Genomic DNA, 23,933 nt, shown 5'->3' with positions numbered 1-23,933 from the left:
TGTCACCGGTCACAGGGTCGGCACCTCGCTCGGGTCGCACTCGTCGGCCGTCGCGAAGTACGCCGACAGCCAGGCGCGGCGCTCCTCCTCGCCCATCGCCTTCAGGCGGGCGCGGGCCGCGAGCCGCGCCTCGTGCCGGGCGCGCTCCTGCGCGCTCCTCGTGGCGAACTGCTCGTCGAAGAACTTCTCCATCGGGCTGGGCGCCAGATAGTGCTCCACAGCGTCGTCGACCGGATCCAGGCGCGGGTCCGTCCTGTCGCAGTAGGACCTCCCGTACAGCGCCATCCCCGCCGCCCACGCGTAGTTCCCGGGATCGGTGAGCCGCCCCCGTACGACGCTCGAACCGATCGGTGTGAGCATCGGCAGCTCGACCTCGTCCCGCGCCGGCCGGCCCGGCCGGTCCTCGAAGCGCACCGGCAGGTTCTGTACGCCCTCCAGCCGGCCGGTGAGGCCGGACAGAGCGTCCTTGACCTGCGGCAGAAGCTTCTCGTAGCGGGCGTTCACACAGATCTGCGGGGTGGTGGAGGTGTCGCACACCTGCCGCCGGGCGATCGGGCCGGTGTGCCACAGGCCGTCGCCGGTCTGCAGCAGCAGCGTGCCCGCCACGCCCGCGGCGGCCAGCGGCACCAGGGCGGTCCAGCGGCGGCGGGCGCCGTGGGCGAGGACCGCGGCGACCGCCACGCCCCCCGTCCATCCGGCGATCGCCACCGGCTGCCACCACACCGCGACCGAGCCGGCCGCGCCCTGCCCCACCGAGGACAACGCGCCGACGGCATTGCGGTGGTCGTACGTCAGGACTCCCACGCCGACGTACGCGCCCGCCGCCAGCAGCGCCGCCGTCATCCGCCACGCCACCACACGCCCCACGACCTGGCCCACCAGGGTGGCGGACGCCAGCACGACCGCGTTCGCGAGGACCGACCCGAGGTACGGCCCGTCACCCGTCGCGCAGTACCAGGTGGCGAGCAGGGCGAGCACGGCCGCGGCCGCGTACCCGGCGACCACCCACAGCACCAGCGGGAACGCCGACGCCAGCAGCCGGCCGAGCCGCCCCCGCACGACCGTCGCCATCAGCTCGTCCGTACGGCGTCTGCGCTCGCGCCCGCCGTGCCAACAGCCCGCGGCCAGCGCCAGCGGGACACCGAGCAGACCGGCCGCCGCGGACAACTGGTCCCGGGTCTCGGCCCAGCCGCCCTGCCACCGCTCCGAGGTGGCGGCCATCGCCCCCGCGAGCGTCAGCAGGACGGCGGCACCGGCCCAGGGCGCCAGGCCGCGGACGGCCTCGGCGCGCAAGGGATGGTGCGCGGCCGCCCGCACGCGGTCCGTCCGCTCCGCCACGAGGGTCATCGCGCCGCCCCTTCCGGCGTCGCGGCGGACGCGCGGTGGGCGCGCAGGGCCGCCGTGTAGCCGCGCTCGATCGGATGGTCGCCGACGCCGTCCGCCGAGGTGCCGAGCTCGGTCAGCGACGCGGGGGTGCCGCGGTAGGCGACCCGGCCCGACTCGACGAGGGTGACCTCCGTGCACGCCGCCGCCACGTCCTCCACCAGGTGCGTGGAGACGACGACGGTCGAGGACGCGCCCAGCTCGCGGAGCAGCGCCCGGAACTCCACGCGCTGCTCCGGGTCGAGACCGGCGGTCGGCTCGTCCAGCAGCAGCACCCGCGGGTCGTTGACGATGGCCTGCGCGATACCGAGACGGCGGACCATCCCGCCGGACAGCGTCTTCACCTTCGTGTCGATCCGGTCGGCCAGACCGACGCGGGCGACGGCCCGTTCGACGGCGGCCGGGGTTTCGGCGGCGGGCATCTCCTTCAGCCACGCCATGTACGCGACGAACTCGCGCACGGTGAACCCCGGGTAGAAGCCGAACTCCTGCGGCAGATACCCGAGGCGCCGCCGCACCGCCGCCCGCCGCCGGTGGTCGGCGACATCGTCCCCGAGCAGCTCCACCCGGCCGCCGGTCGGCGCGGCGACCGTGGCCAGCACCCGGACCAGCGAGGTCTTTCCCGCGCCGTTCGGACCGAGCAGGCCGTGCACACCGGGGCCGAGGTCGAGGTCCACCGAGTCGAGGGCGACGGTTCTGCGGTGCCGGACGTGCAGACCGGTCACTCGGATCGTGCTCAACGGTTCTCCAGACGGTGAGAAGGGCGAGGGGATCGCGGTCGCGCTCACGGCCGTTCCGGGCGGTAGGCGGTCCGGCGGGCGGCCAGCGCGGCGGCGCACAGCACGGCCGCCGCCGCCCACGCGCCCTGGGCGAGCGGGCCCTCCAGGAAGAGGGACAGCTGTGCGGTCAGGGGGGTGAGCGGGGCGTCGGCGGACGAGACCAGCGCCGGGACGGGCACGGCGCACAGCCAGCCCCCGCCGGTCACCGCCGCGGCTACACGGCAGCCGACGTACCCGGCCAGGGCCAGCGTGGCCAGCGTCAGCGCGAGCCCCGGCAACAGCCAGGCGGCCGCGCCGGGCGCCCCGGAGGCGGGCAGCAGCAGGCCCGCGAGGGTGAGCAACGGCAGGCTGACGGCGAGGACGGCCACCGTCCGCGTCAGCAGCAGCCGCAGCCCGCCGGAGGGCGTGGCCGCCGTGATCTCGTGCAGCGGATCGGCGTGCGGGCCGTAGGACAGGGCGACCCCGAGCACGGGCACGACCGGCGCGGCGGCCAGCAACAGCGGGCGGGCCCCGTCGACCCCGGCGCCGTACGCGAGGGCGAGCGCCCCCAGGGCGACGAGCAGCACGGCGGGCAGCCAGGCGCCGCGGACGGCGGGCCCGGCGGCCCAGAGGGCCCGGCCGAGGAAGGAGGACCACAGACGGGCGCGGGGGCCCGCCGGCAGCGGCGGTACCGGCGGCGAGGGCGCCCGCGTCCCGCCCGGCTCGGTCCGCCCCGGCACCGGCGAGGGCGCGTGCGTCTCGCCGGGCACCACGGCCTCCGCGAGCACCGGCGAGGGCGCGTGCGTCCCGCCCGACACCGCGTCTGTCGGTACGGGCGACAGCTCACGTACCTCGCCCGGCACCGCCTGCGCCGGCACCGCCTCCGCCGCCTGCGCCAGCACCGCCTCCCGTACCTCCGCCAGCACCAGCGCGGGCGCGGGCAGTCGCCGTACCGCCGCCGAGACGCGCTGCGCGCACGTCCCGCAGCGCTCCAGATGCTTCTCCAGGGACCAGGCGTCCGCCTCCGGCAGGGTGCCGTCGGCATAGCGGGCGGCGAGGTCGTCGGACGTGTGCCAGTGGTCGGTGCTCATGCCGGGCCTCCCGCCGGTGCCGGGGTCGGTGTCGCGGTCGATGTCGGGCTCAACTGGGCGAGGGCGGCGCGCAGTTCGGCGCGGGCGCGCATCGCGCGGGTCTTGACGGTGCCCTCGGGTATGCCGAGCAACCGGGCCGCCTCCCGCGTGGTGAGCCCGTCGACGACGGTCGCGCGCAGCACCTCCCGCAGTTCGGGCGATATCCGGTCGAGGGCGGTGCCGACGTCGCCGAACTCCAGCCCGGCCAGCACCCGTTCCTCGGCGGAGGGAACCTGGCCGCCGGCGGCGTCCATGGGAGCCGTCTCCACCCGTGCGGCCCGCTCCTGCACCCGCCGCGCGTCCACGAGCCGCCGCGCGGCGATGGTCCACAGCCAGCCGCCCGCCTCCCCGCCCCGATGTCCGGCCGCCGACCGCCACACGGTCACGAAGGTGTCCTGCAGCACCTCCCGCACCACCTCGGGATCGGCGCAGCGCCGGGTCAGCCGGGCGTGCAGCCACCCCGCGTGCCGGTCGTACAGCGTGGCCAGCGCCGCCGCGTCCCCGTCCGCCACGGCCCGCAGCAACGCCGCGTCCGTGTCGCTCTCCCCCTGGCCCCTCATGGGGCGGAACAGTTTCACACCCTGTCTGTCGGCCGGCCCGCCGTCGACGGTTCACGCGGGCGGCCCGGAGGCGGCCGGCGCGCCCGAATTGCTGCACTCAGAGAAGAATGTCCGAGTGAGAAATGTGGCGAGATGCGCGCTGTTCGTGTCACGGACGTCTGCCCTCGCGCCCGCTGGGTAGGGCTGCGGTAACCCGTCAGACGCCGTACGCCGCCGCCGTGCGCACCGTACGACGGCGCCGTGCCCGACAAGGAGGCCACCGTGGTCGCATCGACCCACCCCCTGCTCCCCAACCGCTCCAAACGCCCGGCGGAGCCGTCCGCCGTACTCGACGAACTCCATGTCTGCGTGTTCAGCGCGGAGGGAACCTGCGCCGAGGCTCCGCTCACCAGCGAGCCGCCGCTGCCCGACGCCGAACCCCTCACCAGCGAACCGCCGCTCGCCGCCGCGGACTCCGACGTCACGAGGCCCTAGATGACCGCACCCCGGCCGGCCGCACCCCCCGACGAGGAGCTGACCCGCCTCGCCGCCCTGCACGGCGTCGCCACCTCCTACCGCCCGTCACCGGACCGTACGGTCACGGCCTCGGCCACCGCCGTCGTGCGCGCCCTGGCCGCGCTGGGCGTCGACGGGGGCGGCCCGGAGGCCGTCCGTGCCGCGCTCGCCGCCCGGGAAGCGGAGCAGGCCGCGCGGCTGCTGCCGCCGACCGTGGTCCACTGGCACGGCGGCAGCACGCCGGCCGCCCTCGCCGCCCTCCCGCCGGGCACCCGGCTGCTGGTCGAGACCGAGCAGGGCGAGACCCGCGCGTCGGTCGAACAGCTCCCGCCGGGCGTCCACACGGTGACCGCGACCGTCCCCGACGGCCGCACCGCCTGCGCCCACCTGGTCGTGGCCCCGCCCCGTCTGCCCACGCCCACGGGACGCTCGTACGGACTCCTCGTCCAGCTCTACTCCCTGCTGTCCAGCCGCTCCTGGGGCATGGGCGACCTCGGCGACCTCGCCGAGCTGGCCGGCTGGGCCGGGCGGGCGCTGGGGGCCGGGTTCGTGCAGGTCAACCCGCTGCACGCGGCCGTGCCCGGGGCGCCGACCGACCCTTCCCCGTACCGGCCGTCCTCCCGCCGCTTCCCCGACCCCGTGCATCTGCGGGTCGAGGACGTCCCCGAGTTCCCGTACGTCGATGACGCGGACCGGGTGCGGGGCCTGCTGGAGCGGGCCGGGCGGCTGCGCGAGGCCGTACTGGAGAAGGGCGCGCTGATCGACCGGGACGCCGTGTGGGAGCTGAAGCGGGAGGCGCTGGAACTGGTCGCGCGGGTGCCCCTCGGGCCCGGCCGGCGGGCCGCCTACTGCGACTTCCTCGCCGAGGAGGGCGAGGCGCTGGAGGACCACGCCACCTGGTGCGCGCTCGCCGAGGTGCACGGCTCCGACTGGCACCGCTGGCCGGAGGGCCTGCGGGACCCCCGCTCCGGCGAGACCGCACGGGCGCGGGCCGAGCTGATGGACCGCGTCGACTTCCACTCCCGCCTCGCCTGGCTCACCGACGCCCAGCTCACCGCCGCCCAGCGCGCCGCGCGCGAGGCGGGCATGCCCCTCGGGATCGTGCACGACCTCGCCGTCGGCGTGCACCCCGGCGGGGCCGACGCCTGGGCCCAGCAGGAGTATCTCGCCGCCGGCATGTCGGTCGGCGCGCCCCCGGACGCCTTCAACGCGCGCGGCCAGGACTGGGGCCTGCCGCCCTGGCGCCCGGACCGGCTGGCCGAGTCCGGCTACGCCCCCTACCGCCGCCTGCTCGGAGCGCTGTTCCGTCATGCCGGAGCCCTGCGCATCGACCACGTCATGGGCCTGTTCCGCCTCTGGTGGGTCCCCCAGGGCGAACCGCCCACCGAGGGCACCTACGTCCGCTACGACGCCGAGGCCATGCTCGCCGTCCTGGTGCTGGAGGCGTCGCGGGCCGGTGCGGTGGTGATCGGCGAGGACCTCGGCACCGTCGAGCCGGGGGTGCGCGAGGCGCTGCGCGAACGCGGGGTGCTCGGCACGTCCGTGCTGTGGTTCGAACGCGACTGGGACGGCGACGGCCGCCCGCTGCCCCCCGACCAGTGGCGCGCCGACTGCCTCGCCACCGCCACCACCCACGACCTGCCCTCCACCGCCGCCCGCCTCACCGGCGAACACGTCGAACTCCGCGACCGTCTCGGTCTCCTGACCCGCCCGCTGGAGGAGGAACGCGCGGAGGCCGCCGCCGACACCGGCGAGTGGCTCGAGTTCCTCGCCCGCCTCGGCCTCCTCCACGGCACCGGCGGCGGCAGCGACACCTCCTCCGAGGAGGCCGAGATCCAGGCCGTCCACCGCTTCCTGCTGCGCACCCCCGCCCGCATGATCGGCGTCTGGCTCCCGGACGGAGTCGGCGACCGCCGCCCCCAGAACCTCCCGGGCACCTGGGACCAGTACCCGAACTGGCGCCTGCCCGTCGCGGACGCGGAGGGCCGCCCGGTGACACTGGAGGAACTGGCGGGGTCACCGAGACTGTGGGCGCTGATCGAGGTGCTGCGCGATGGCGGCCCGGCCGGTCCGAGCGGTGCCTTGTGAGCGGGGGGGGAGCCAGGCCGAGCGGTGCCTTGTGAGCGGGGGGAAGTCAGGCCGAGCGGTGCCTTGTGAGCGGGGGGAAGTCAGGCCGAGCGGTGCCTTGTGAGCGAGGGGAAAGTCGGCCGACCGGTGCCTTGTGAGCGGGGATCGGCGAAATCAGCCCGTCCGGGCGTGCCCCCTCCGGGGGAGTTCGAGGGCGAGGCCCGTTCAGGGCGATGCGGGGGGTCTGGTGCGGCAGCCCCCAGTCCACGTTCGCGCCGACGCCACCGATCCCATAAGGCACCCCGCGCGCGCGTCCCTCCCCGGCGTTCGCTACTTTTGCACCGTGGACAAGAAGAACGCCCTGCGCGCCGGCGCCCTGGCCGCCGGTACGACGCTGATGATGCTGCTCATGTCGTCCCCCGCGCTCGCGCTGACCCGCGACGACGGCGACGACCCCGGCCAGGGCCTGAGCGTCATCGAGACGCTGGGCCTCTACGTCGTGGCTCCGATCGCGCTCTTCGTGATCATCGCCGGCCTGGTGTGGGTCCTCGACAGGTCCAAGGACCGGCAGGACACCACGAGCTCCAACATCGCCGTCAAGGGCGAGGCGAAGGCCAAGGCCAAGGCCTGACCCCGGCGAGAGCCGGTGGCCGTCGGCGACGCCGACGCGCACTTCCGCTCCACCGCACACCCACCCGAGGGCGCCGCCCCCGCCGTCCGTACGCGCACACCGCCGTACGACGCCGGGCGCGGCGCCCTCGGTCGTGTACGGCTCCCCCTGCCGGACAGCGCCTACGGGTGCGGTGCGGTCAGGTACCGCTGGACGGTGGGGCCCAGCCAGGCCACGACCTCCTCGCGGGTCAGCGCCACGACCGGCGGGAGACGCAGGACGTAACGGGTGAGCGCGAGCCCGAGCAACTGGCTGGCGCAGAGCGCCGCCCGGGCCGGTACCTGCTCCGGGTCCGGGCACACCGCACCGGCCACCGGCAGGAGCTGGTCGCGGAAGATGTCCTGCATCCGCTCGGCGCCGGCCTGGTTGGTCGCGCCGACCCGGAGGAGGGCGGTGAGGATCTCGCTCTGCTCCCACATGCCGAGGAAGTGGGTCACCAGGGCGCGACCGACCTCGTCGCGGGTGAGTGGGGCGAGGTCGGGCAACTCGAGATCGATGGAGACGGCGGCCGCGAAGAGGCCCTCCTTGCTGCCGTAGTAGCGCATCACCATCGAGGGGTCGATGCGCGCGTCCCGGGCGATGGCCCGGATGGTGGCCCGTTCATAGCCGTCGGCGGCGAAGCGCTCGCGGGCGGCGTCGAGAATGGCGGTGCGGGTGGCGTCGGAGCGGCGAGGCATGTCAGCGAGGGTAGAGCCAACGATCGTGGGCAAACAAGGGTAGGCAAACACAGGTAGGCAAACACGGGTAGGCAAACACGGGTAGGCAAACACGGGTAGGCAAACACGGGTAGGCCAACGAGCGTGGGCAAATGGGCGTGGGCAGATAAGCGTGGGCGATGGGCGTAGAACGACCCCACGTGGTCAACTTTTGTGTCGGCACCCAGGAGGCCTCTCATGAACGGCGTGAACGGCGTGAACGGCATGAACGGCACCCCGCACGACGCGGACACCGCCCAAGGCGCGGGCACCCCCCAAGGCGCGAACACCCGCGAAGTCGCGAGCACCCCGGTGAGCACCCCGGTGTCCACCTCAGCGGAAACCCCCGGCCCCGGCCCCAGCCCCCGCCCCGTCCTGGTCGTCGGCTCGGGCCCCACCGGTCTTCTTCTCGCCGGGGACCTCGCCACCGCCGGGGTCCCCGTCACCGTGCTGGAGAAGCGCCCCCGGGGGATCAGCAACCTGTCCCGCGCCTTCGTCCTGCACGCCCGCAGTCTCGAGCAGCTCGACGCGCGGGGTCTCGCCGACGAGCTGGAGGCCGTCGGCCGTCGCATCGACCGCTTCCGCCTCTACCGTCGGCTCGAACTCTCGCTCGACACGCTCCCCTCCCGTTTCAGGCACGCCCTCGTCATTCCGCAGTACGAGGTGGAGAAGGTTCTGGAGCGGCGCGCGGTGGAGGCCGGCGCGGAGTTCCGGTACGAGACGGAGGTGACCGGCCTCGCCCAGGACGCGGACGGCGTGACCGTCGAAGTGCGTACGCCCGCCGGTGAGGGCGAGACCTTGCGCGCCGGGTACGTCGTCGGCGCCGACGGCATGCGCAGTGCCGTGCGGAACGCCGTCGGCCTGCCCTTCCCCGGTCGTTCGGCGATCCGTTCCGTCATGCTCGCGGACGTCCGCCTCGCCGAGGAGCCCGAGACGCTGCTCACCGTCAACGCCGTCCGGGACGCCTTCGCCTTTCTCGTGCCGTTCGGCGACGGGTACTACCGGGTGATCTGCTGGTACCGCGGCCGCGACGTCCCCGACGACGAGCCGGTCGGCCTCGACGAGGTCAAGGAGGTCACCCGTCTCGCCCTCGGCCGGGACTTCGGGATGCACGACGCCCGCTGGCTGTCCCGATTCCACAGCGACGAACGCCAGGCGCCCGCCTACCGCGTCGGCCGTGTCTTCCTGGCCGGTGACGCCGCGCATGTGCACACCCCGGCCGGTGGCCAGGGAATGAACACGGGGCTGCAGGACGCGGCCAACCTGAGCTGGAAGCTCGCCCAGGTGGTCCACGGCCACGGCGGCGACGCCCTCCTCGACACCTACCAGGCCGAACGTCACCCCGTGGGCCGGACGGTGCTGCTCAGCAGTGGGGGCATCGTGCGCTTCGCCATGGCCAGGAGCCCCTGGATGCTCGCGCTGCGCACCGCGGGCGCCGCCTTCCTCGATGTCGCCGCCCCCGTCCGCCGCAGGGTCCTCGGTCAGATCACCGGCCTCGGCTACCGCTACCCGGCCCCGCGCGGCGCCCACCGCCTCACCGGAACCCGTGTGCCGGACGTCCGCCTCGCCGGCGGCGCCCGCCTCCACGAGGCCCTGCGCGGCGGCCACTTCGTCCTGATCGTCCCCAAGGGCGCGGACGACGACCGGGGCGACGCCCGCAAGGACCGGCTGACCGTGGCGCACTGGGCCGGCGACCGGCGCACCGCGCTGCTGGTGCGCCCCGACGGGTACGCGGCCTGGGCGGCCGACACCGCCGACCCCTCCGCGATCGAGGCCGCCCTCGTCGCGCACGTCGACTGAGAAGGGGCCCTCCCTCGCCGGGCCTCCTCCGCCCCCTCCGGCGCTCCCTCTCCGGCGCTCCCCCTCCGGCCCTTCCTCTTCGGCTCTCCCTCTCCGGCGCTACCGCTCCGTCGCGAGCAGCAACTCCCGCAACAGGTCGGCCAGTTGGTCGGCCTGTTCGGCGTTGAGGGCGGCGGTCAGCGCCTCCGTCTGGACGGCGAGGCCCGCGCCGACCGCCTCCTCGACCAGTGCCAGCCCCTGCTCGGTGAGTGTCACCTGAAGGGCCCGGCGGTCGTGCGGGTCGGGGGAGCGGCGCAGCAGCCCGGCCCGTTCCAGTTTGTCGAGGCGGCCGGTCATGCCGCCGGTGGTGAGCATGAGCGTCGCCGACAGCTGGCGCGGCGAGAGGGTGTACGGCTTGCCGGAGCGGCGCAGGGTGGCCAGCACGTCGAACTCGCCGCGTCCGACGCCGAGGGTCGCGTAGGCCTTGTCCACCCGGTCGCCCACCGCGCGGGACAGCCGGTAGATCCGGCCGAAGATCTCCATGGCGGTGGTGTCGAGGTCGGGCCGCTCGGCCGCCCACTGCTCGATGATCGCGTCGACGGCGTCCCTGCGTTGTGCGCTCATACGAGGGAGTATCCGCCGGATTCCGGTCACCCGCAAGAAAGTAGCTTGACGACTAGTTGCTTAGCGCTAAGCTACTTATGACCAAGTGAATCGGGTCCTGCTCGGCGCCTTGCAGCGCCGCCGCGACCTCAGGTCCGTCGTCATCGACGGCCCATCGCCACCGACCATCCAGCCGTCTCGAAGAGGGGTGCCGGCCATGAAACGGCCCGCGACCGTCCTGCTCACCGCCCTCGCCCCCCTCTCGTGGGGCACCACCTACGCCGTCACCACCGAGTTCCTCCCGGCCGACCGCCCCCTCTTCACCGCCCTCGCCCGCGCCCTCCCCGCCGGTCTGGTGCTGCTCGCGATCGCCCGCGTGCTGCCGCGCGGCGCCTGGTGGGGCAAGGCGACGGTGCTCGGCGCGCTGAACATCGGCGCCTTCTTCCCCCTCCTCTTCCTGTCCGCCTACCGACTGCCCGGCGGTATGGCGGCCGTCGTCGGCTCGGTCGCGCCGCTCCTCGTCGTGGGCCTCTCGGCGGTGGTGCTCGGGCAGCGGCCGACCGCCCGGGCCCTGCTGACCGGCATCGCGGCCGCGTTCGGCGTCAGCCTGGTCGTGCTGAAGGCCGCCGGAGCGCTGGACGCGCTCGGCCTGCTGGCGGCGTTCGCCTCCACGGCCTCCATGTCGGCCGGCACCGTTCTGACCAAGAAGTGGGGCCGCCCCGAGGGCGTCGGACCCCTCGCCCTCACCGGCTGGCAGCTCACCGCGGGCGGCCTGCTCATCGCCCCCGTCGCCTTCCTCGTCGAGGGCGCCCCGCCGGCCCTGGACGGCCGTGCCGTCGGCGGCTACCTCTACCTGGCCCTCGCGAACACGGCGGTCGCCTACTGGCTCTGGTTCCGCGGCATCGGCCGGCTCACCGCCACCCAGGTCACCTTCCTCGGTCCGCTCTCCCCGCTCACCGCGGCGGTCGTCGGCTGGGCCGCGCTCGGACAGGCCCTGACGGCGGTACAGCTGGCGGGGATGGCGCTGGCGTTCGGGGCGACGGTGGTGGGTCAACTGGGCCCGCGTACGGCGCCGACGCAGCTCGCCTCCCCCGCCGCACCGGCGCGCCGGCCCTACGCGCGGCCCGCCGCGGGCAGCCCCCGGACCTGACCGAGCCGGGCCGGAACGACCGAGCCGGGCCGGAACCGCGGCCCGGGCCGCCCGCCGACGCCGACGCGGGCGCGGGCGCCGGGCCTCGTCCGGTGCCGAACCTCCGGGACAGCGTCGTCGCCCAACCCCGTGGGCACGTGGAAGGATGGCGCAACCCACACATAACGAGGAGATGACCGCGTGCCTGGCACAAACCTGACTCGCGAAGAGGCGCAGCAGAGGGCGGAGCTGCTCACCGTTGACTCGTACGAGATCGAACTCGACCTCTCCGGCGCGCAGGAGGGCGGCACCTATCGGTCGGTGACCACGGTGCGCTTCGACGTGTCGGACGGGGGAGGGGTCGCGTCCTTCATCGACCTGGTGGCACCGACCGTCCACGAGGTGATCCTCAACGGGGACACCCTCGACCCGGCCGAGGTGTTCAAGGACTCCCGGATCGAGCTCCCGGGCCTGCTGGAGGGCCGCAACATCCTGCGCGTGGTCGCCGACTGCGCCTACACCAACACCGGTGAGGGCCTGCACCGGTTCGTCGACCCGGTCGACGAGCAGGCCTACCTGTACACGCAGTTCGAGGTGCCGGACGCCCGCCGGGTCTTCGCCTCATTCGAGCAGCCCGACCTCAAGGCCACCTTCCAGTTCACGGTGAAGGCGCCGAGCGGCTGGACCGTCATCTCCAACTCCCCGACGCCCGAGCCCAAGGACGACGTGTGGGAGTTCGAGCCGACGCCCCGGATCTCGACGTACGTCACCGCGCTCATCGTCGGCCCGTACCACTCCGTGCACAGCGTGTACGAGAAGGACGGGCAGAGCGTGCCGCTGGGCATCTACTGCCGGCCCTCCCTCGCCGAGTTCCTCGACTCGGACGCGATCTTCGAGGTGACCCGGCAGGGCTTCGACTGGTTCCAGGAGAAGTTCGACTACACGTACCCGTTCAAGAAGTACGACCAGCTGTTCGTGCCGGAGTTCAACGCGGGCGCGATGGAGAACGCGGGCGCGGTCACCATCCGGGACCAGTACGTGTTCCGGTCGAAGGTGACCGACGCGGCGTACGAGCTGCGCGCGGAGACGATCCTGCACGAGCTGGCCCACATGTGGTTCGGCGACCTGGTCACCATGGAGTGGTGGAACGACCTGTGGCTGAACGAGTCGTTCGCCACCTACACCTCCATCGCCTGCCAGGCGTACGCGCCCGACAGCCGCTGGCCGCACTCCTGGACCACCTTCGCCAACTCCATGAAGACGTGGGCCTACCGGCAGGACCAGCTGCCGTCCACCCACCCGATCATGGCCGAGATCCGCGACCTCGACGACGTCCTGGTCAACTTCGACGGCATCACCTACGCCAAGGGCGCGTCCGTCCTGAAGCAGCTCGTCGCGTACGTCGGCATGGACGCGTTCTTCGAGGGCGTCCAGGCCTACTTCAAGCGCCACGCGTTCGGCAACACCCGCCTCTCCGACCTCCTCGGCGCCCTGGAGGAGACCTCGGGACGTGACCTGAAGGCCTGGTCGAAGGCGTGGCTGGAGACGGCGGGCATCAACGTCCTCCGCCCGGAGATCGAGACCGACGACAACGGCGTCATCACCTCCTTCGCGATCCGCCAGGAGGCCCCGGCGCTGCCGGCCGGCGCCAAGGGTGAGCCGACCCTGCGCCCGCACCGCATCGCCGTCGGCTTCTACGGCCTCGACGACGCGAGCGGCAAGCTGGTGCGCGACGAGCGCGTGGAGCTGGACGTCGACGGCGAGCTGACCGCCGTACCGCAGGTGGTCGGCAAGCGCCGGCCGGACGTCGTGCTGCTCAACGACGACGACCTGTCGTACGCCAAGGTCCGCCTCGACGAGAAGTCGCTCGCCTTCGTCACCGAGCACCTCGGCGACTTCGAGGCGTCCCTGCCGCGCGCCCTGTGCTGGGCGTCGGCCTGGGACATGACCCGGGACGCCGAACTGCCCACCCGCGACTACCTCTCCCTGGTGCTCTCCGGCATCGGCAAGGAGTCCGACATCGGCGTGGTGCAGTCCCTGCACCGCCAGGTCAAGCTCGCCGTCGACCTGTACGCCGCCCCGGCCGCCCGCGAGGCCCTGCTGACCCGCTGGACCGACGCCACGCTGGCCTACCTGCGGACCGCCGCCCCGTCCTCCGACCACCAGCTCGCCTGGGCGCGCGCCTTCGCGGCGACTGCCCGTGAGCCCGAGCAGCTGGACCTGCTGGAGGCCCTGCTGGACGGCTCGCAGACGATCGAGGGCCTCGTCGTCGACACCGAGCTGCGCTGGGCGTTCGTCCAGCGGCTCGCCGCCGTCGGCCGGTTCGACGAGACGGAGATCGCCGGCGAGTACGAGCGCGACAGGACGGCCGCCGGCGAGCGCCACGCGGCCACCGCCCGCGCCGCCCGGCCGACGCCGGAGGCCAAGGCGGAGGCGTGGGCGTCGGTCGTCGAGTCCGACAAGCTGCCCAACGCCGTCCAGGAGGCCGTCATCAGCGGCTTCGTCCAGACCGACCAGCGTGAGCTGCTCGCGCCGTACACGGACAAGTACTTCGACGTCGTGAAGGACATCTGGGAGTCCCGCTCGCACGAGATCGCCCAGCAGATCGCGGTCGGCCTCTACCCGGCCGTCCAGGTCTCCGAGGAGACCCTGCGCAAGACCGACTCCTGGCTGGCCTCCGCCGAGCCGAACGCGGCCCTGCGCCGCCTCGTCTCCGAGTCCCGCTCGGGCGTCGAGCGCGCCCTGAAGGCCCAGGCGGCCGACGCGCGGTAGTCGCCCCCCACGGCCATGAGGGCGCCCGGTGCCGTCACCGGGCGCCCTCCGCCGTGTCACAGCCGCGGTGGCAGGCCGGACGCCGGGAACAGGTGCGGCTCGAAGGACGTGACCTCCACGATCCGGTCGCCTTCGACGCGCAGCACGTCGAGGACCTCGGCGCGGTACACGGACGTACCCGGCCGGCGGTGGTCCCGGCGGTCCGGCGGCAGGCGGAGCAGGACGCCGCACCGCCCGCGTCGCCGGTCCGGGCGGGCAGCGGCGCTCCGCAGTCGGGGCAGGACTTTGCTGTGGTCGAGGCCACCGGCACCTCCTGCAAGTTGAGATCCTGACGACCGTACTTCGGATCACTGGCGCGACAGACCTGGAAGGTGAGATGTACGCGATGTCCCTGGGGGAGGACGGGGCCGAACTCGGCCCGCTGGAGCCCCGGCACGCCGAGGAGTTCCTGGCCCACCTCGACCGCGGCCGGGAGTTCATCGGCCGCTTCAACGGGCTCCCGGACGTGGTGACGGACCTGGAGTCCGCCCGCGGCTTCCTGCGCACCTACGCCGAGCGGGCCGCGGCCGACACCGGGCGGCTGTACGGCATCCGCCTCGACGGCGGGCTGGTCGGCGCGGTGCTGTTCCGCCGGTTCGACGCCGAGCAGGGCGTCGCGGAGGCGGGCTGCTGGCTGGAGCCGGCGGCGACGGGGCGCGGCCTGGTGACGCGGGCCGTCCGCGTCATCGTCGACTGGGCCGTGCGCGAGCGGGGCATCCACCGCGTCGAGTGGGTGGTCTCGTCGGGCAATGAGCCCAGCATCGCGGTGGCCCGCCGCCTCGGGATGACGAAGGAGGGCGTCCTGCGCCAGAGCCACCTGTACCGGGGCAGGCGCCACGACGAGGAGGTCTGGTCCGTGCTCGCCCCGGAATGGCGTACGACGGCCTGAGCTCGACGTCCGAAAGCCGCCGGTGGGCGGGGGCGCCGCGGGTGAACCTGGAACGCATGACCACGACGTACCCCGCACGCCCCGTCGCACCCCGGGCGCTGAAGGAACTCCGCGTCACCGACGACGCCGGCCGCCCCACCGTCCCCTTCACCGACACGGAGGGCGACGCCCCCCCCTGCGCTGCTGCCTGCGCCGCAGCCGGCCGGGGGAGCGGATCGCGCTCGTCTCGTACGCCCCCCTGCGCCGCTGGGCGGCCGAGACGGGCGCCGACCCCGGCGCCTACGACGAACAGGGCCCCGTCTTCGTCCACGCCGACCCCTGCCCGGGCCCGGCCGACGACGGACTGCCCTTCACCGACGCCCACCGCACGGTCCGCCGCTACTCCGCCGAGGGCCGCATCCTGGGCGGCCGGCTCGTCGAGGACCCCTCGGCCGAGGGCTTCGAGAAGGCCTTCCGGGAAGCGTTCGACGACCCGTCCGTGGCGCTCGTCCACGTCCGGGCCGTCGAGTACGGCTGCTTCCTCTACGAGGTCAGGAGGCCCTGACGCAGAAGGCCGGCCGGTTCAGCCCTTGAGTTCGGCCGCCACCAGCTCCGCGATCTGCACCGCGTTCAGGGCCGCGCCCTTGCGGAGGTTGTCGCTGGAGACGAACAGGGCGAGGCCGTTGTCCACGGTCTCGTCCCGGCGGATGCGCCCCACGTAGGACGGGTCCTTGCCGGCCGCCTGGAGCGGGGTCGGGATGTCGGTGAGGACGACGCCCTCGGCGTCCGCCAGCAGCTCCGTGGCGCGCTCGACGCTGATCGGGCGGGCGAAGCGGGCGTTGACCTGGAGGGAGTGGCCGGAGAAGACCGGGACGCGCACACAGGTGCCGGAGACCTTCAGCCCGGGGATCTCCAGGATCTTGCGGGACTCGTTGCGGAGCTTCTGCTCCTCGTCCGTCTCGTTCAGGCCGTCGTCGACGATCGAGCCGGCGAGCGGGACGACGTTGAAGGCGATGGGCCGCTGGTAGACGCCCGGCTCGGGGAAGTCGACCGCCTCGCCGTCGTGCGTCAGCTTGTCGGCGTCGGCGACGACCTTCTGCGCCTGGCCGTGCAGCTCGGCGACGCCCGCGAGACCGGAGCCGGACACCGCCTGGTAGGTGGCGACGACGAGGGCTTCGAGGCCCGCCTCCGCGTGCAGCGGCTTCAGGACCGGCATCGCGGCCATCGTCGTGCAGTTCGGGTTGGCGATGATGCCCTTGGGGCGGTTCGCGATCGCGTGCGGGTTCACCTCGGAGACGACCAGCGGCACCTCCGGGTCCTTGCGCCAGGCGGAGGAGTTGTCGATCACGACGGCGCCCTGCGAGGCGACCTTCTCGGCCAGTGCCCTGGAGGTCGCGCCGCCCGCGGAGAACAGCACGATGTCCAGGCCGGAGTAGTCGGCGGTCGCCGCGTCCTCCACCGTCACGCCGTCCAGCTCGGTGCCCGCGGAGCGGGCCGAGGCGAACAGACGCAGCTCGGTCACAGGGAAGTCGCGCTCCTTGAGGATCCTGCGCATGACCGTGCCGACCTGTCCGGTGGCTCCGACGATTCCGACCCTCACGGCGACTCCCTCTGTCTCGTTGCGTACGCATTGCCTGGCCGAGGCTTTTCCATCATGCGGCCGACACCGGCCCACCTGTCCAATTCTTTGACCGCCATGCCCGAGGACTGGGACGCCCCGGCGTGATCAACGGTTGCGGAACTCCCGCGCGCGCCCCCATCGAGCTGGAGAAATTCACCCCACGGCCGCCCCGTGCCGCAAGCTGTGCTGCCCCGTGCGGGGGTGTGACGTACGCCTCTGCGCGATTCCCGCCGCTTCCGCCGAACGTTTCGGCGCGCTACGGCGTCGTAGAGGAAACGCAGGCGAGGGGAGGGGTGTCTGTGCTGCGCAGAACGGCCCGCCGCGCCCAGGGGGAGGCACACGGTGATCCTCTGGACGCGGCGCAGGAACGCCGGGTGCGGGCGGTGCTCGCGCTCGGCGGGGTGCCGCAGGCGGACCTGCCGGACGGGGTGCAGCAGGTCCGCCTGCGGCTGCTGGAGCGCGCCGCGAAGGGGTACGAGGCGCCGCGGGACGTCTCCGCGTGGGCGGCGGTCGTCGCCTCCAACCTGGCCATGGACTGGCACCGGGCCAAACGCCGCCAGGAACGCCTCGGTGAGCGGCTGGCCTCGCTGCGCCAGCACGAGCACCCCTCCGGCGAGGACACCAGCGTGCTCTCCCTCGCCGTCGCCCGGGGCCTGGACGAGCTGCCCGACGCCCAGCGCCAGGTCGTCGTCCTGCGCTTCTACGCCGACCTGCCGGTGCGCTCGATCGCCCATGAGCTGGGCGTCCCGGAGGGCACGGTCAAGAGCCGCCTGCACACGGCGGTCCGGGCCCTGCGCGCCCGCCTGCACGAGGACGAGGTGGTGTGACGTGACCGCCGGACACGAACACGAGACCCATGACGGCGACGACGGCCGCGACGGCATGGACGCGGGCCACGACGGCATGGACGCGGGCCACGACGGCATGGACGCGCTGATGGCCGCGATCCTGGACGCCCCCCTGCCCGAGGCGGCCCGCACCGACCCCGCCCGGCTGGCCGCCCACCGCGCCGCGACGGCCGACGTGACCCTGCTGCGGGAACAGCTGGGCGTCATCGCCGACGCCCTGACCGGACCCGCCCCCGAGCAGGCCGAGGCAGCCGAGCCGGACCGGAAGGCCGGGGAAGCCGTACGCCCGGTCCGCCCGCCCCGGCGCCGGCTCCTCCCCCTCACCCTGCGGGCCGTCGGCGTGGCCGCCGCCGGCGCGCTGGTCGTCGGCGCCGGGTGGCTGGTCGTCCAGGCGGGCCAGGGCGTCGGCGGCATCGGCTTGTCGAAGGGCGCCGACGACGGCGCGGCGGCCGACGAGAAGTCGGCGTCGTCGTCGGAGGCGGGGGACGGCAGCCTGCTCGGCGACCCCGCCTACCTCGCCTGCGAGGCCCGGCTCGTCGTCGAGGGCGATGTGACGGACGTCGAACGGGTGCCCGGCACCGGCCAGGAGCGCGTCACCCTGCGCGTCACCCGCTCGTACAAGCCGCAGCAGCAGACGGCGCCCGAGGCCGGCTTCGTGCTGGAGGAGGACATGGACCCGCTCCTTGCCGAGGGCGACCACGTCCTGGTCGGCCTGGGTAAGTGGTCGGCGGTACCGGACGTCTGGGCCGTCGGCGAGGCCGACATCGCCGCCGAGCGGTCCGCGATCGCCCGGGCGACGCCCCACACGGACGGCGTCACCTGCGAATGAGGAAGGGGCGGGCGCCCGTACGGACGCCCGCCCCCCACTTCAACCGGTGCCGGTTACGGCGTGACCTTCTCGATGGCCACGTTGCCGGTGCCCGCGACGGTGCCGCGCGCGTTCACCAGCTGGACCTGGCCGAAGAAGGCCCGGCCCGCCGGCGCGGGGGCCAGGGCGGTGACGGTCGCGGAGACCGACGCCGAGGCGCCCGTGGCCAGCTTCACCGGCGTCGACTCGTCGACGTTCACGGTGCCGAGCGCGGACGAGAAGAACACGTCCAGGTAGTCGTACTCCGTCGAACCGGACGGGACCGAGTAGCCCGCGACCTCGACCGTGTACGTGCCGGCGGCGGGCGACGCGATGGAGACCGCCTCCTCCGAGTCACCGTCGGCCTGCTGCGCGACCTGGTTGCCCGCGGCGTCGTACACCGTCAGGTCGAGGTCGGCGGAGGTGTCGGAGACCTTGCCGATGGAGACGTCCAGCGACTTGGCGCCCGCGGGGACCTCGACCGTGAAGGTCTGGTTCTCGTGGTCCTTGATGGTCGGACGGGCCGTCTTGGACGAGCCGAGCGGACCGCCCGCGAGCTTGCCGTCGACGGCGGCGAAGTTGTTCTTCACCTTCCAGGAGACGGCGGCCGGGGTGCCGACCTTCGCCTCGGGCACGGTCACGGTCTGCGGGTCGAAGGCCGCGCCGTACACGGTGACGTCCAGCTTGTACGGGTTGTCGAGCAGCGGCGAGGTGCGGCGCGACTCGACCTCGATCTCCCAGACGCCGGGCTGCGGGGCGGGGTAGGAACGCGCGTCCGGCTTGCAGCCGTTGCCGTCGAGGTAGTTGTTGTAGCACTTGGTGGTGGCGCTGTCCTCGACGGCGACACCGTACGGGTGGACGGAGATGAACCGGGTCTGGCTCTTGTCCTTCAGCCCGCTCATCGCGACCTCGAGCGACGTGGCGCCCTCGGGCACGGTGAGGAAGTAGTGCTGCGAGCTGTTGCGCTGCACGGAGCTCTTCGCGGAGAAGGTGTGCGCCACCGGCGTCGAGACGACGACCGTGTTCAGGATCTGCTTGTCGACGCCCTCGGTCCTCGGGTCGTCGACCGCGAGGATCGCGCTCTTGATGCCCGCGGACTTCGGCGCGGCCTGGATCTTGACGGTGACCGGCTTGTTCAGCGGCAGCTTCACCTCGTCGTCGCCGAGGATCCTGAAGGTGCCGGCCGCGTTGTTCTCGAGCTCGAGCTCGTGACGGATCGCCTTGTCCGCACCGGTCGTACGGGTGATGGTGACCTCGTACGTCTTCTTCTGGCCGGCCTTCAGGCCGCCCTCACGGTCGTAGACGCCGGTACCGAAGCCCGGGGTCTTCAGCGCGAAGTCGATCGCGGTGTCGACCGGGGCCTTGACCGCGTACTCGTGGGCGGTGGCGCCGTCCTTGATGGCGTCCCAGGCGTCCACGATGTCCATGGCGCCCGCGCCCTCCTCGTAGGCCTGCACGCCACTGATGTGGTGGGCGGTCGAGGTGAGCGCCGTGCGCAGCTTGGCGGGCGTCAGCGCGATGCCCTTCTGCTTGGCGGCGCTCAGCAGCAGCGCCGAGGCGCCCGCGGCCTGCGGGGACGACATCGACGTGCCCTGGAGCATGGCGTAGCCGGCCGGCAGCGTGTAGCCGGACTCGGCGACCGGGGCGCCCGGCAGCCAGGTCTGGATGGTGTTGATCGCGGCACCCGGGGCGACGAGGGTCGGCGTGAAGCCGCCGTCCTCACGCGGGCCGCGCGAGGAGAACGGCAGCAGCGCGTACTTCTTCGTCACCTGCGACCCGTAGTTGGCGGCCCAGGTCTCCTTGGAGATGGCCGCGCCTACGGAGATGACCTTGTCGGCCAGGCCGGGGTCGCCGATGGTGTTGGCACCCGGGCCCTCGTTGCCGGCGGAGATCACCAGCTGGACGCCGTAGGTGTCGATGAGGCGCGTGTACAGCTCGGCGCGGGCGTTGTTGCCGTCGTTCAGCGCCGGCAGACCGCCGATCGACATGTTGACGATGTCGACGCCGCGGTTGGCGACGAGGTCGATCATGCCCTCGGTGAGCGCGACGTTGGTGCAGCTCGGGCCGAAGACACAGGCGCGGGAGGAGACGATCTTCGCGCCGGGGGCGGCGCCGTTCATCCTGCCGCCGAACAGGCTGTTCGCGGCGGTGATGCCGGCGACGTGGGTGCCGTGCTCGCTGGAGATCATGCCGATGTTGACGAAGTCGGCCTTCTTGCCGACCCAGTCCCCGCCGAACGGGTCCATCGGGACGTCCTTGCGGTACTCCACGACGAACGGGATGCGCTCGGCGACCTCGGTCGCGGGGTTGTCGGTGCCGAAGTAACCGACCTGGTAGCCGTCCTTGTACGGCTTCATGGCGGTGTCGTCGGTGAAGTCGCCGTTGGCGTTGACGTCGACGGTGACCGTGCCGGCCGCCGCGTCGTACAGCACACCCCAGGCGTCGGTCGTGTCGCCGTCGCGGTTGACGTCGCCCTGCTGGTCGCCGCCCGCGGTGGCCGACTCCCGGAACAGGTTGATCTTGTACGAGCCCGCGGGCGCCGTCCAGGTCCGGCCGCCGAAGGTGAAGGTGGGCCCGGAGACGGAGGTCGTCATCGGGCGCCAGCTCGCGTCGCCGTCGGTGATCGGGTCGGTCGAGGTGACCCAGTCGACGATCTTGCGCTCGCCGGTGGTGGTCTTCTGCAGCGCGGGGTGCGCGAGGTCCACGCCGGAGTCCAGGACGCCGATGGTGATGCCGCGGCCGTCCGCCTTCGGGTGGTCCTGCACGAAGTCGACGGCGCCCGTCTCGAAGGACGGGTTGTACGGGTTCTTCGCGGGCGTCTTCTTGTTCGGCGCCGGGTAGGTCTTCGCGGTCGCGGCGGCGCCGGCGCCCTTCGCGGTGTCCGCGCTCGGCGTCGGGTCGTCGAGGACGATCTCCTGCTTGAGGTCGATCGCGTGGACCGAGGACAGCTTCGCGGCGGCGGCGATGGCCGAGTCGGCCTTGGCCGTCGGGACGGTGGCGCGGACGTAGCCGAGCTTGTCGTAGGAGCGGCCCACGGAACCGCCCTTGACCGCGTCCAGCTCCTCGGCGACCTGCTCGGTCTGGCCGGGGGCGGTCGCGACCATCATCGTGACGTTCTTGTCGCCGGCGGCCTTGGCCTCGGCGAGGACGTCCGCGTCGTCGGAGCCGAGCTTGTCGGCCGCGGACTTCACGCCCGGGTCGGCGGCGGCCGGGGTCTGGTCGGCGGAGAAGGCCATGGGTATCGGGCCGGCCGTGGACAGCGCGGCCACCAGACCCGCGGCCACGGCTATGCGGGCCGCTCGTCTGGCGCCCGATGCGGGTTCGCGCTGGGGGGTGTGGGTCATCGGCATCCCTTGTTGGTAAAGGAACGAGCGTCACGCGACCGGGCCGTTCCTGCCTGATCGCGCGCGTCCGGAATGCGATCCCGGACGACCGCACAGCTTTACGCAAGGGACAGATGTTTGGGGAGAGTTGACCGAATCGATATGCATGTATGGGGAAAACCCGCGATGACTTTTACGGGCATCAGCGCCGAACGGGACAAGTCGCCCGTTGAGGTGGTACATCCCTCAAATAACCGTCAGAACCCCGTGAGTCGTCCGCGAGGTACCTGTGGAATCCCGGTGAGGGCTGATGAGGACCCGTCAGGATCCGGGCGGACGCCAGGCGTCAGGCGTCCTTCGACCGGGCGTAGTGCCGCGACGCCTTCGCGCGGTTGCCGCAGGCCGCCATCGAGCACCAGCGGCGGGTGCCGTTCCGTGAGGTGTCGAAGAAGTGCAGGATGCACGCCTCGTGCGCGCAGCCGCGAATCCGGTCGGGCGCGGTGGCCAGTAGCTCCAGGTAGTCACGGGCGGCCAGCCAGGCCGGCCCCCACGCGGCGTCGGTGAACTCGGCGCGCTCGCCGGGGCCGTCGGCGGTGAGCGTGGGGCGGATCCGTCCGTGCTCGAGTACGGTGTCGACCCTTTCCGTGGCCGATCCGTCCACAGCCGCCTTCAGCGCGTCGCGCGCCCACAGGACGTGGCGCAGGGTCGCCGCGTCGGCGGTGAACCGCTCGTCCAGCCCGTTCGCGGCGAGCCACACCGCGAGCCCGTCCGTGTCGCGCAGCAGATCCTGTACGGCCCCCTCCCGCATCCACCGCGTGTTGAGCAGGTCGAGCGCGAGGGGCTCGCCGGTGAGGGGGCGCGGATCGGCGGTGGCGGACATCGGGGGCTCCTTCCCTGCTAACCACTCAAGGTTACGTGACCGGTTGACGCACCCATGCCTAACCACTAACGTGAATTACGAGGGTTAGATCAAGAGTCGTCGGACCAGCTGAAGGAGACAGTCATGACCTTGCGCACCGGCCACATCGGCCTCAACGTCACCGACCTCGACCGCTCGCTCGCGTTCTACCGGGACGTCCTGGGCTTCGCCCTGATCGGAGAGGGCAAGGAGGAGGGCAGGCGGTACGCGTTCCTCGGCGACGGCGACCACCTGGTCCTCACCCTCTGGCAGCAGGCGCAGGGCCCGTACGACCGCACCCGCTCCGGCCTGCACCACCTCGCGTTCGACGCCGGGTCGATCGAGCGGGTCCGCGCGTACGAGACGGCCCTGCGGGAGTACGGCGTGGACTTCGCCTACGACGGTGTGGTGGCCCACCGCGAGGGCGCGGCCTCGGGCGGCCTCTTCTTCCACGACCCGGACGGCGTCCGCCTGGAGATCTCGGTGCCGGAGGGCGTGGAAGGGGCCCCGGCGCCCGGCGGCGCCTCTGCTCCGACCTGCGGATTCTTCTAGGCCATGGGGGTCTATCACGCCGGCTCGCGCGCCCTGCAGGACCGGCTGGGCGTGCGTGACCTCGCCGATCACGTCGGCCGGTCCGTCGGCCGGGGCATCAAACCCGTCGCCGCCGCCTTCCTGGAGCTGCAGCCGCTGCTGGTCGTGGGCGCCGCCACCCCGGCGGCCGGCGCGGTGTGGGCATCGGTGATCACGGGTACCCCCGGCTTCGTCCGGGCCACCGGGCCCCACCAGATCTCCGTCGTGGGCGGGCCACCCCCGACCGACCCGCTCGCGACGGCGCTCACCACCCCCGGCACCCCCGTCGGCACGATCGCCCTCGACCCGCGCACCCGCCGCCGCATGCGCCTCAACGGCCGGCTCCGGCCCACTTCGCGCGGCTTCGCGGTCGAGGCCGACCGGGTGTTCTCCAACTGCCCCAAGTACCTGCAGAAGAGGGAGACGTACGAGACGGTGGCCGACCGCCGTCCGGGCGCGCCCCGGCGCGGCACCGGACTCACCCCCGCGCAGGCCGCGTTCGTCGCCGCCTCCGACACCTTCTTCCTGGCCAGCGTGCACCCGGACGGCGCCGACGCCAGCCACCGCGGCGGCAATCCCGGCTTCGTGCGCGTCGTCTCACCGCGCGAACTGACCTGGCGCGACTACCCGGGCAACTCCATGTTCCTCACCCTGGGCAACCTCGCCGCCGACCCGCGCGCGGGCCTGCTGTTCCTCGACTGGACGACGGGCCGCACGCTCCAGCTCACGGGCGAGGCCCGCACCGAGTTCGCGCCCGACGGCGCACGCACGGTCCACTTCACCCCGACGGGGACGGTCGACACCCCCTCCGCGCTCCCACTGCGCTGGTCCGCGCCCCAATACTCACCTGCCAACCCGGACCCGACCGGTTAACGTCC

20 protein-coding genes and 2 pseudogenes are annotated in these 23,933 nt (G+C 73.2%); 12 read left to right on the top strand and 10 right to left on the bottom strand.

Features of this window, described 5'->3' with window-relative positions; genetic code table 11:
• Nucleotides 1-9: 9 nt before the first annotated feature.
• Genes ACPT94_RS00855 through ACPT94_RS00840 form a run of 4 tightly spaced genes read right to left on the bottom strand, consistent with a single transcriptional unit; the run spans nucleotide 10 to nucleotide 3,831 of the window.
• Nucleotides 10-1,347, bottom strand: coding sequence for a hypothetical protein (locus ACPT94_RS00855; RefSeq protein WP_360348974.1), 1,338 nt, complete (start codon nucleotides 1,345-1,347; stop codon nucleotides 10-12).
• Nucleotides 1,344-2,123, bottom strand: coding sequence for an ABC transporter ATP-binding protein (locus ACPT94_RS00850; protein ID WP_360348977.1), 780 nt, complete (start codon nucleotides 2,121-2,123; stop codon nucleotides 1,344-1,346). The genes ACPT94_RS00855 and ACPT94_RS00850 overlap by 4 nt, the downstream gene beginning before the upstream one ends.
• A 44-nt stretch (nucleotides 2,124-2,167) precedes the next feature.
• Nucleotides 2,168-3,232, bottom strand: a complete 1,065-nt coding sequence (locus ACPT94_RS00845) for a zf-HC2 domain-containing protein (RefSeq protein WP_360348980.1) — start codon at nucleotides 3,230-3,232, stop codon at nucleotides 2,168-2,170.
• On the bottom strand, nucleotides 3,229-3,831 hold the full coding sequence (locus tag ACPT94_RS00840) for an RNA polymerase sigma factor (RefSeq protein ID WP_360348983.1): 603 nt from the start codon (nucleotides 3,829-3,831) through the stop codon (nucleotides 3,229-3,231). Before ACPT94_RS00840 ends, ACPT94_RS00845 begins: the two co-directional genes overlap by 4 nt.
• Nucleotides 3,832-4,092: 261 nt before the next feature.
• Here ACPT94_RS00840 and ACPT94_RS00835 point away from each other — a divergent pair, with 261 nt between their 5' ends.
• The 3 genes from ACPT94_RS00835 (at nucleotide 4,093) to ACPT94_RS00825 (ending at nucleotide 7,024) form a co-directional block, all read left to right on the top strand.
• On the top strand, nucleotides 4,093-4,305 hold the full coding sequence (locus tag ACPT94_RS00835) for a hypothetical protein (protein ID WP_425244909.1): 213 nt from the start codon (nucleotides 4,093-4,095) through the stop codon (nucleotides 4,303-4,305).
• On the top strand, nucleotides 4,306-6,414 hold the full coding sequence (gene malQ / locus ACPT94_RS00830; RefSeq protein ID WP_425244798.1) for a 4-alpha-glucanotransferase: 2,109 nt from the start codon (nucleotides 4,306-4,308) through the stop codon (nucleotides 6,412-6,414).
• A 322-nt stretch (nucleotides 6,415-6,736) separates the two neighbouring features.
• The gene (locus ACPT94_RS00825; protein ID WP_360348989.1) at nucleotides 6,737-7,024 is read left to right on the top strand and encodes a hypothetical protein; all 288 of its coding nucleotides are present in this window, start codon (nucleotides 6,737-6,739) and stop codon (nucleotides 7,022-7,024) included.
• Between the two features lie 161 nt (nucleotides 7,025-7,185).
• Here the strand turns inward: ACPT94_RS00825 and ACPT94_RS00820 are convergent, their stop codons facing one another.
• A complete protein-coding gene (locus ACPT94_RS00820; protein ID WP_360348992.1) occupies nucleotides 7,186-7,740 on the bottom strand; it encodes a TetR/AcrR family transcriptional regulator in 555 nt (184 codons plus the stop codon).
• A gap of 216 nt (nucleotides 7,741-7,956) precedes the next feature.
• On the opposite strand from ACPT94_RS00820, the gene ACPT94_RS00815 reads away from it, so the two are divergent.
• Complete coding sequence (locus ACPT94_RS00815) at nucleotides 7,957-9,558, top strand: FAD-dependent monooxygenase (protein ID WP_425244797.1); 1,602 nt, start codon at nucleotides 7,957-7,959, stop codon at nucleotides 9,556-9,558.
• 99 nt (nucleotides 9,559-9,657) lie between these two features.
• Here the strand turns inward: ACPT94_RS00815 and ACPT94_RS00810 are convergent, their stop codons facing one another.
• Nucleotides 9,658-10,161 (bottom strand): MarR family winged helix-turn-helix transcriptional regulator, encoded by a 504-nt coding sequence (locus ACPT94_RS00810; protein WP_360348998.1) that lies wholly within the window; start codon nucleotides 10,159-10,161, stop codon nucleotides 9,658-9,660.
• A 196-nt stretch (nucleotides 10,162-10,357) separates the two neighbouring features.
• Here ACPT94_RS00810 and ACPT94_RS00805 point away from each other — a divergent pair, with 196 nt between their 5' ends.
• The gene (locus tag ACPT94_RS00805) at nucleotides 10,358-11,290 is read left to right on the top strand and encodes an EamA family transporter (RefSeq protein ID WP_360349001.1); all 933 of its coding nucleotides are present in this window, start codon (nucleotides 10,358-10,360) and stop codon (nucleotides 11,288-11,290) included.
• Between the two features lie 180 nt (nucleotides 11,291-11,470).
• A complete protein-coding gene (gene pepN / locus ACPT94_RS00800) occupies nucleotides 11,471-14,041 on the top strand; it encodes an aminopeptidase N (RefSeq protein ID WP_425244796.1) in 2,571 nt (856 codons plus the stop codon).
• 56 nt (nucleotides 14,042-14,097) lie between these two features.
• On the opposite strand, the pseudogene ACPT94_RS00795 reads toward pepN, so the two are convergent.
• A pseudogene (locus ACPT94_RS00795) lies at nucleotides 14,098-14,229 on the bottom strand (RNA polymerase subunit sigma-70); the annotation flags it as partial.
• Nucleotides 14,230-14,417: 188 nt separating this feature from the next.
• On the opposite strand from ACPT94_RS00795, the gene ACPT94_RS00790 reads away from it, so the two are divergent.
• On the top strand, nucleotides 14,418-14,969 hold the full coding sequence (locus ACPT94_RS00790) for a GNAT family N-acetyltransferase (protein WP_425244795.1): 552 nt from the start codon (nucleotides 14,418-14,420) through the stop codon (nucleotides 14,967-14,969).
• A 56-nt stretch (nucleotides 14,970-15,025) separates the two neighbouring features.
• Nucleotides 15,026-15,513: pseudogene (locus ACPT94_RS00785) on the top strand (DUF1203 domain-containing protein).
• Between the two features lie 18 nt (nucleotides 15,514-15,531).
• Here the strand turns inward: ACPT94_RS00785 and ACPT94_RS00780 are convergent.
• Nucleotides 15,532-16,548: an aspartate-semialdehyde dehydrogenase gene (locus ACPT94_RS00780; RefSeq protein WP_425244794.1), complete on the bottom strand. Its 1,017-nt coding sequence runs from the start codon at nucleotides 16,546-16,548 to the stop codon at nucleotides 15,532-15,534.
• A 314-nt stretch (nucleotides 16,549-16,862) separates the two neighbouring features.
• Between ACPT94_RS00780 and ACPT94_RS00775 the strand changes: the two genes are divergently transcribed.
• Nucleotides 16,863-17,396, top strand: a complete 534-nt coding sequence (locus ACPT94_RS00775; protein WP_360349014.1) for a sigma-70 family RNA polymerase sigma factor — start codon at nucleotides 16,863-16,865, stop codon at nucleotides 17,394-17,396.
• Nucleotide 17,397: 1 nt separating this feature from the next.
• Nucleotides 17,398-18,246, top strand: a complete 849-nt coding sequence (locus tag ACPT94_RS00770; protein ID WP_360349017.1) for a hypothetical protein — start codon at nucleotides 17,398-17,400, stop codon at nucleotides 18,244-18,246.
• Between the two features lie 53 nt (nucleotides 18,247-18,299).
• Here the strand turns inward: ACPT94_RS00770 and ACPT94_RS00765 are convergent, their stop codons facing one another.
• Together ACPT94_RS00765 and ACPT94_RS00760 are read right to left on the bottom strand one after the other, a co-directional pair.
• Nucleotides 18,300-21,608 carry a S8 family serine peptidase gene (locus ACPT94_RS00765; RefSeq protein ID WP_425244793.1) on the bottom strand — a complete coding sequence of 1,103 codons (3,309 nt, stop codon included), beginning with the start codon at nucleotides 21,606-21,608 and terminating at the stop codon, nucleotides 18,300-18,302.
• 325 nt (nucleotides 21,609-21,933) lie between these two features.
• On the bottom strand, nucleotides 21,934-22,467 hold the full coding sequence (locus ACPT94_RS00760; protein ID WP_360349023.1) for a CGNR zinc finger domain-containing protein: 534 nt from the start codon (nucleotides 22,465-22,467) through the stop codon (nucleotides 21,934-21,936).
• A gap of 123 nt (nucleotides 22,468-22,590) precedes the next feature.
• Here ACPT94_RS00760 and ACPT94_RS00755 point away from each other — a divergent pair, with 123 nt between their 5' ends.
• Nucleotides 22,591-23,037, top strand: coding sequence for a VOC family protein (locus tag ACPT94_RS00755; RefSeq protein ID WP_360349025.1), 447 nt, complete (start codon nucleotides 22,591-22,593; stop codon nucleotides 23,035-23,037).
• A 3-nt stretch (nucleotides 23,038-23,040) separates the two neighbouring features.
• Nucleotides 23,041-23,928: a pyridoxamine 5'-phosphate oxidase family protein gene (locus ACPT94_RS00750; RefSeq protein ID WP_425244792.1), complete on the top strand. Its 888-nt coding sequence runs from the start codon at nucleotides 23,041-23,043 to the stop codon at nucleotides 23,926-23,928.
• The last annotated feature ends 5 nt before the right edge of the window (nucleotides 23,929-23,933 follow it).

The sequence above is a fragment of the Streptomyces aurantiaciflavus genome (genome assembly GCF_049808595.1).
GTDB lineage: Bacteria > Actinomycetota > Actinomycetes > Streptomycetales > Streptomycetaceae > Streptomyces.
The sequence above is the reverse complement of the archived record's forward strand: the minus strand, read 5'-3'. Positions and strand labels throughout refer to the sequence as shown.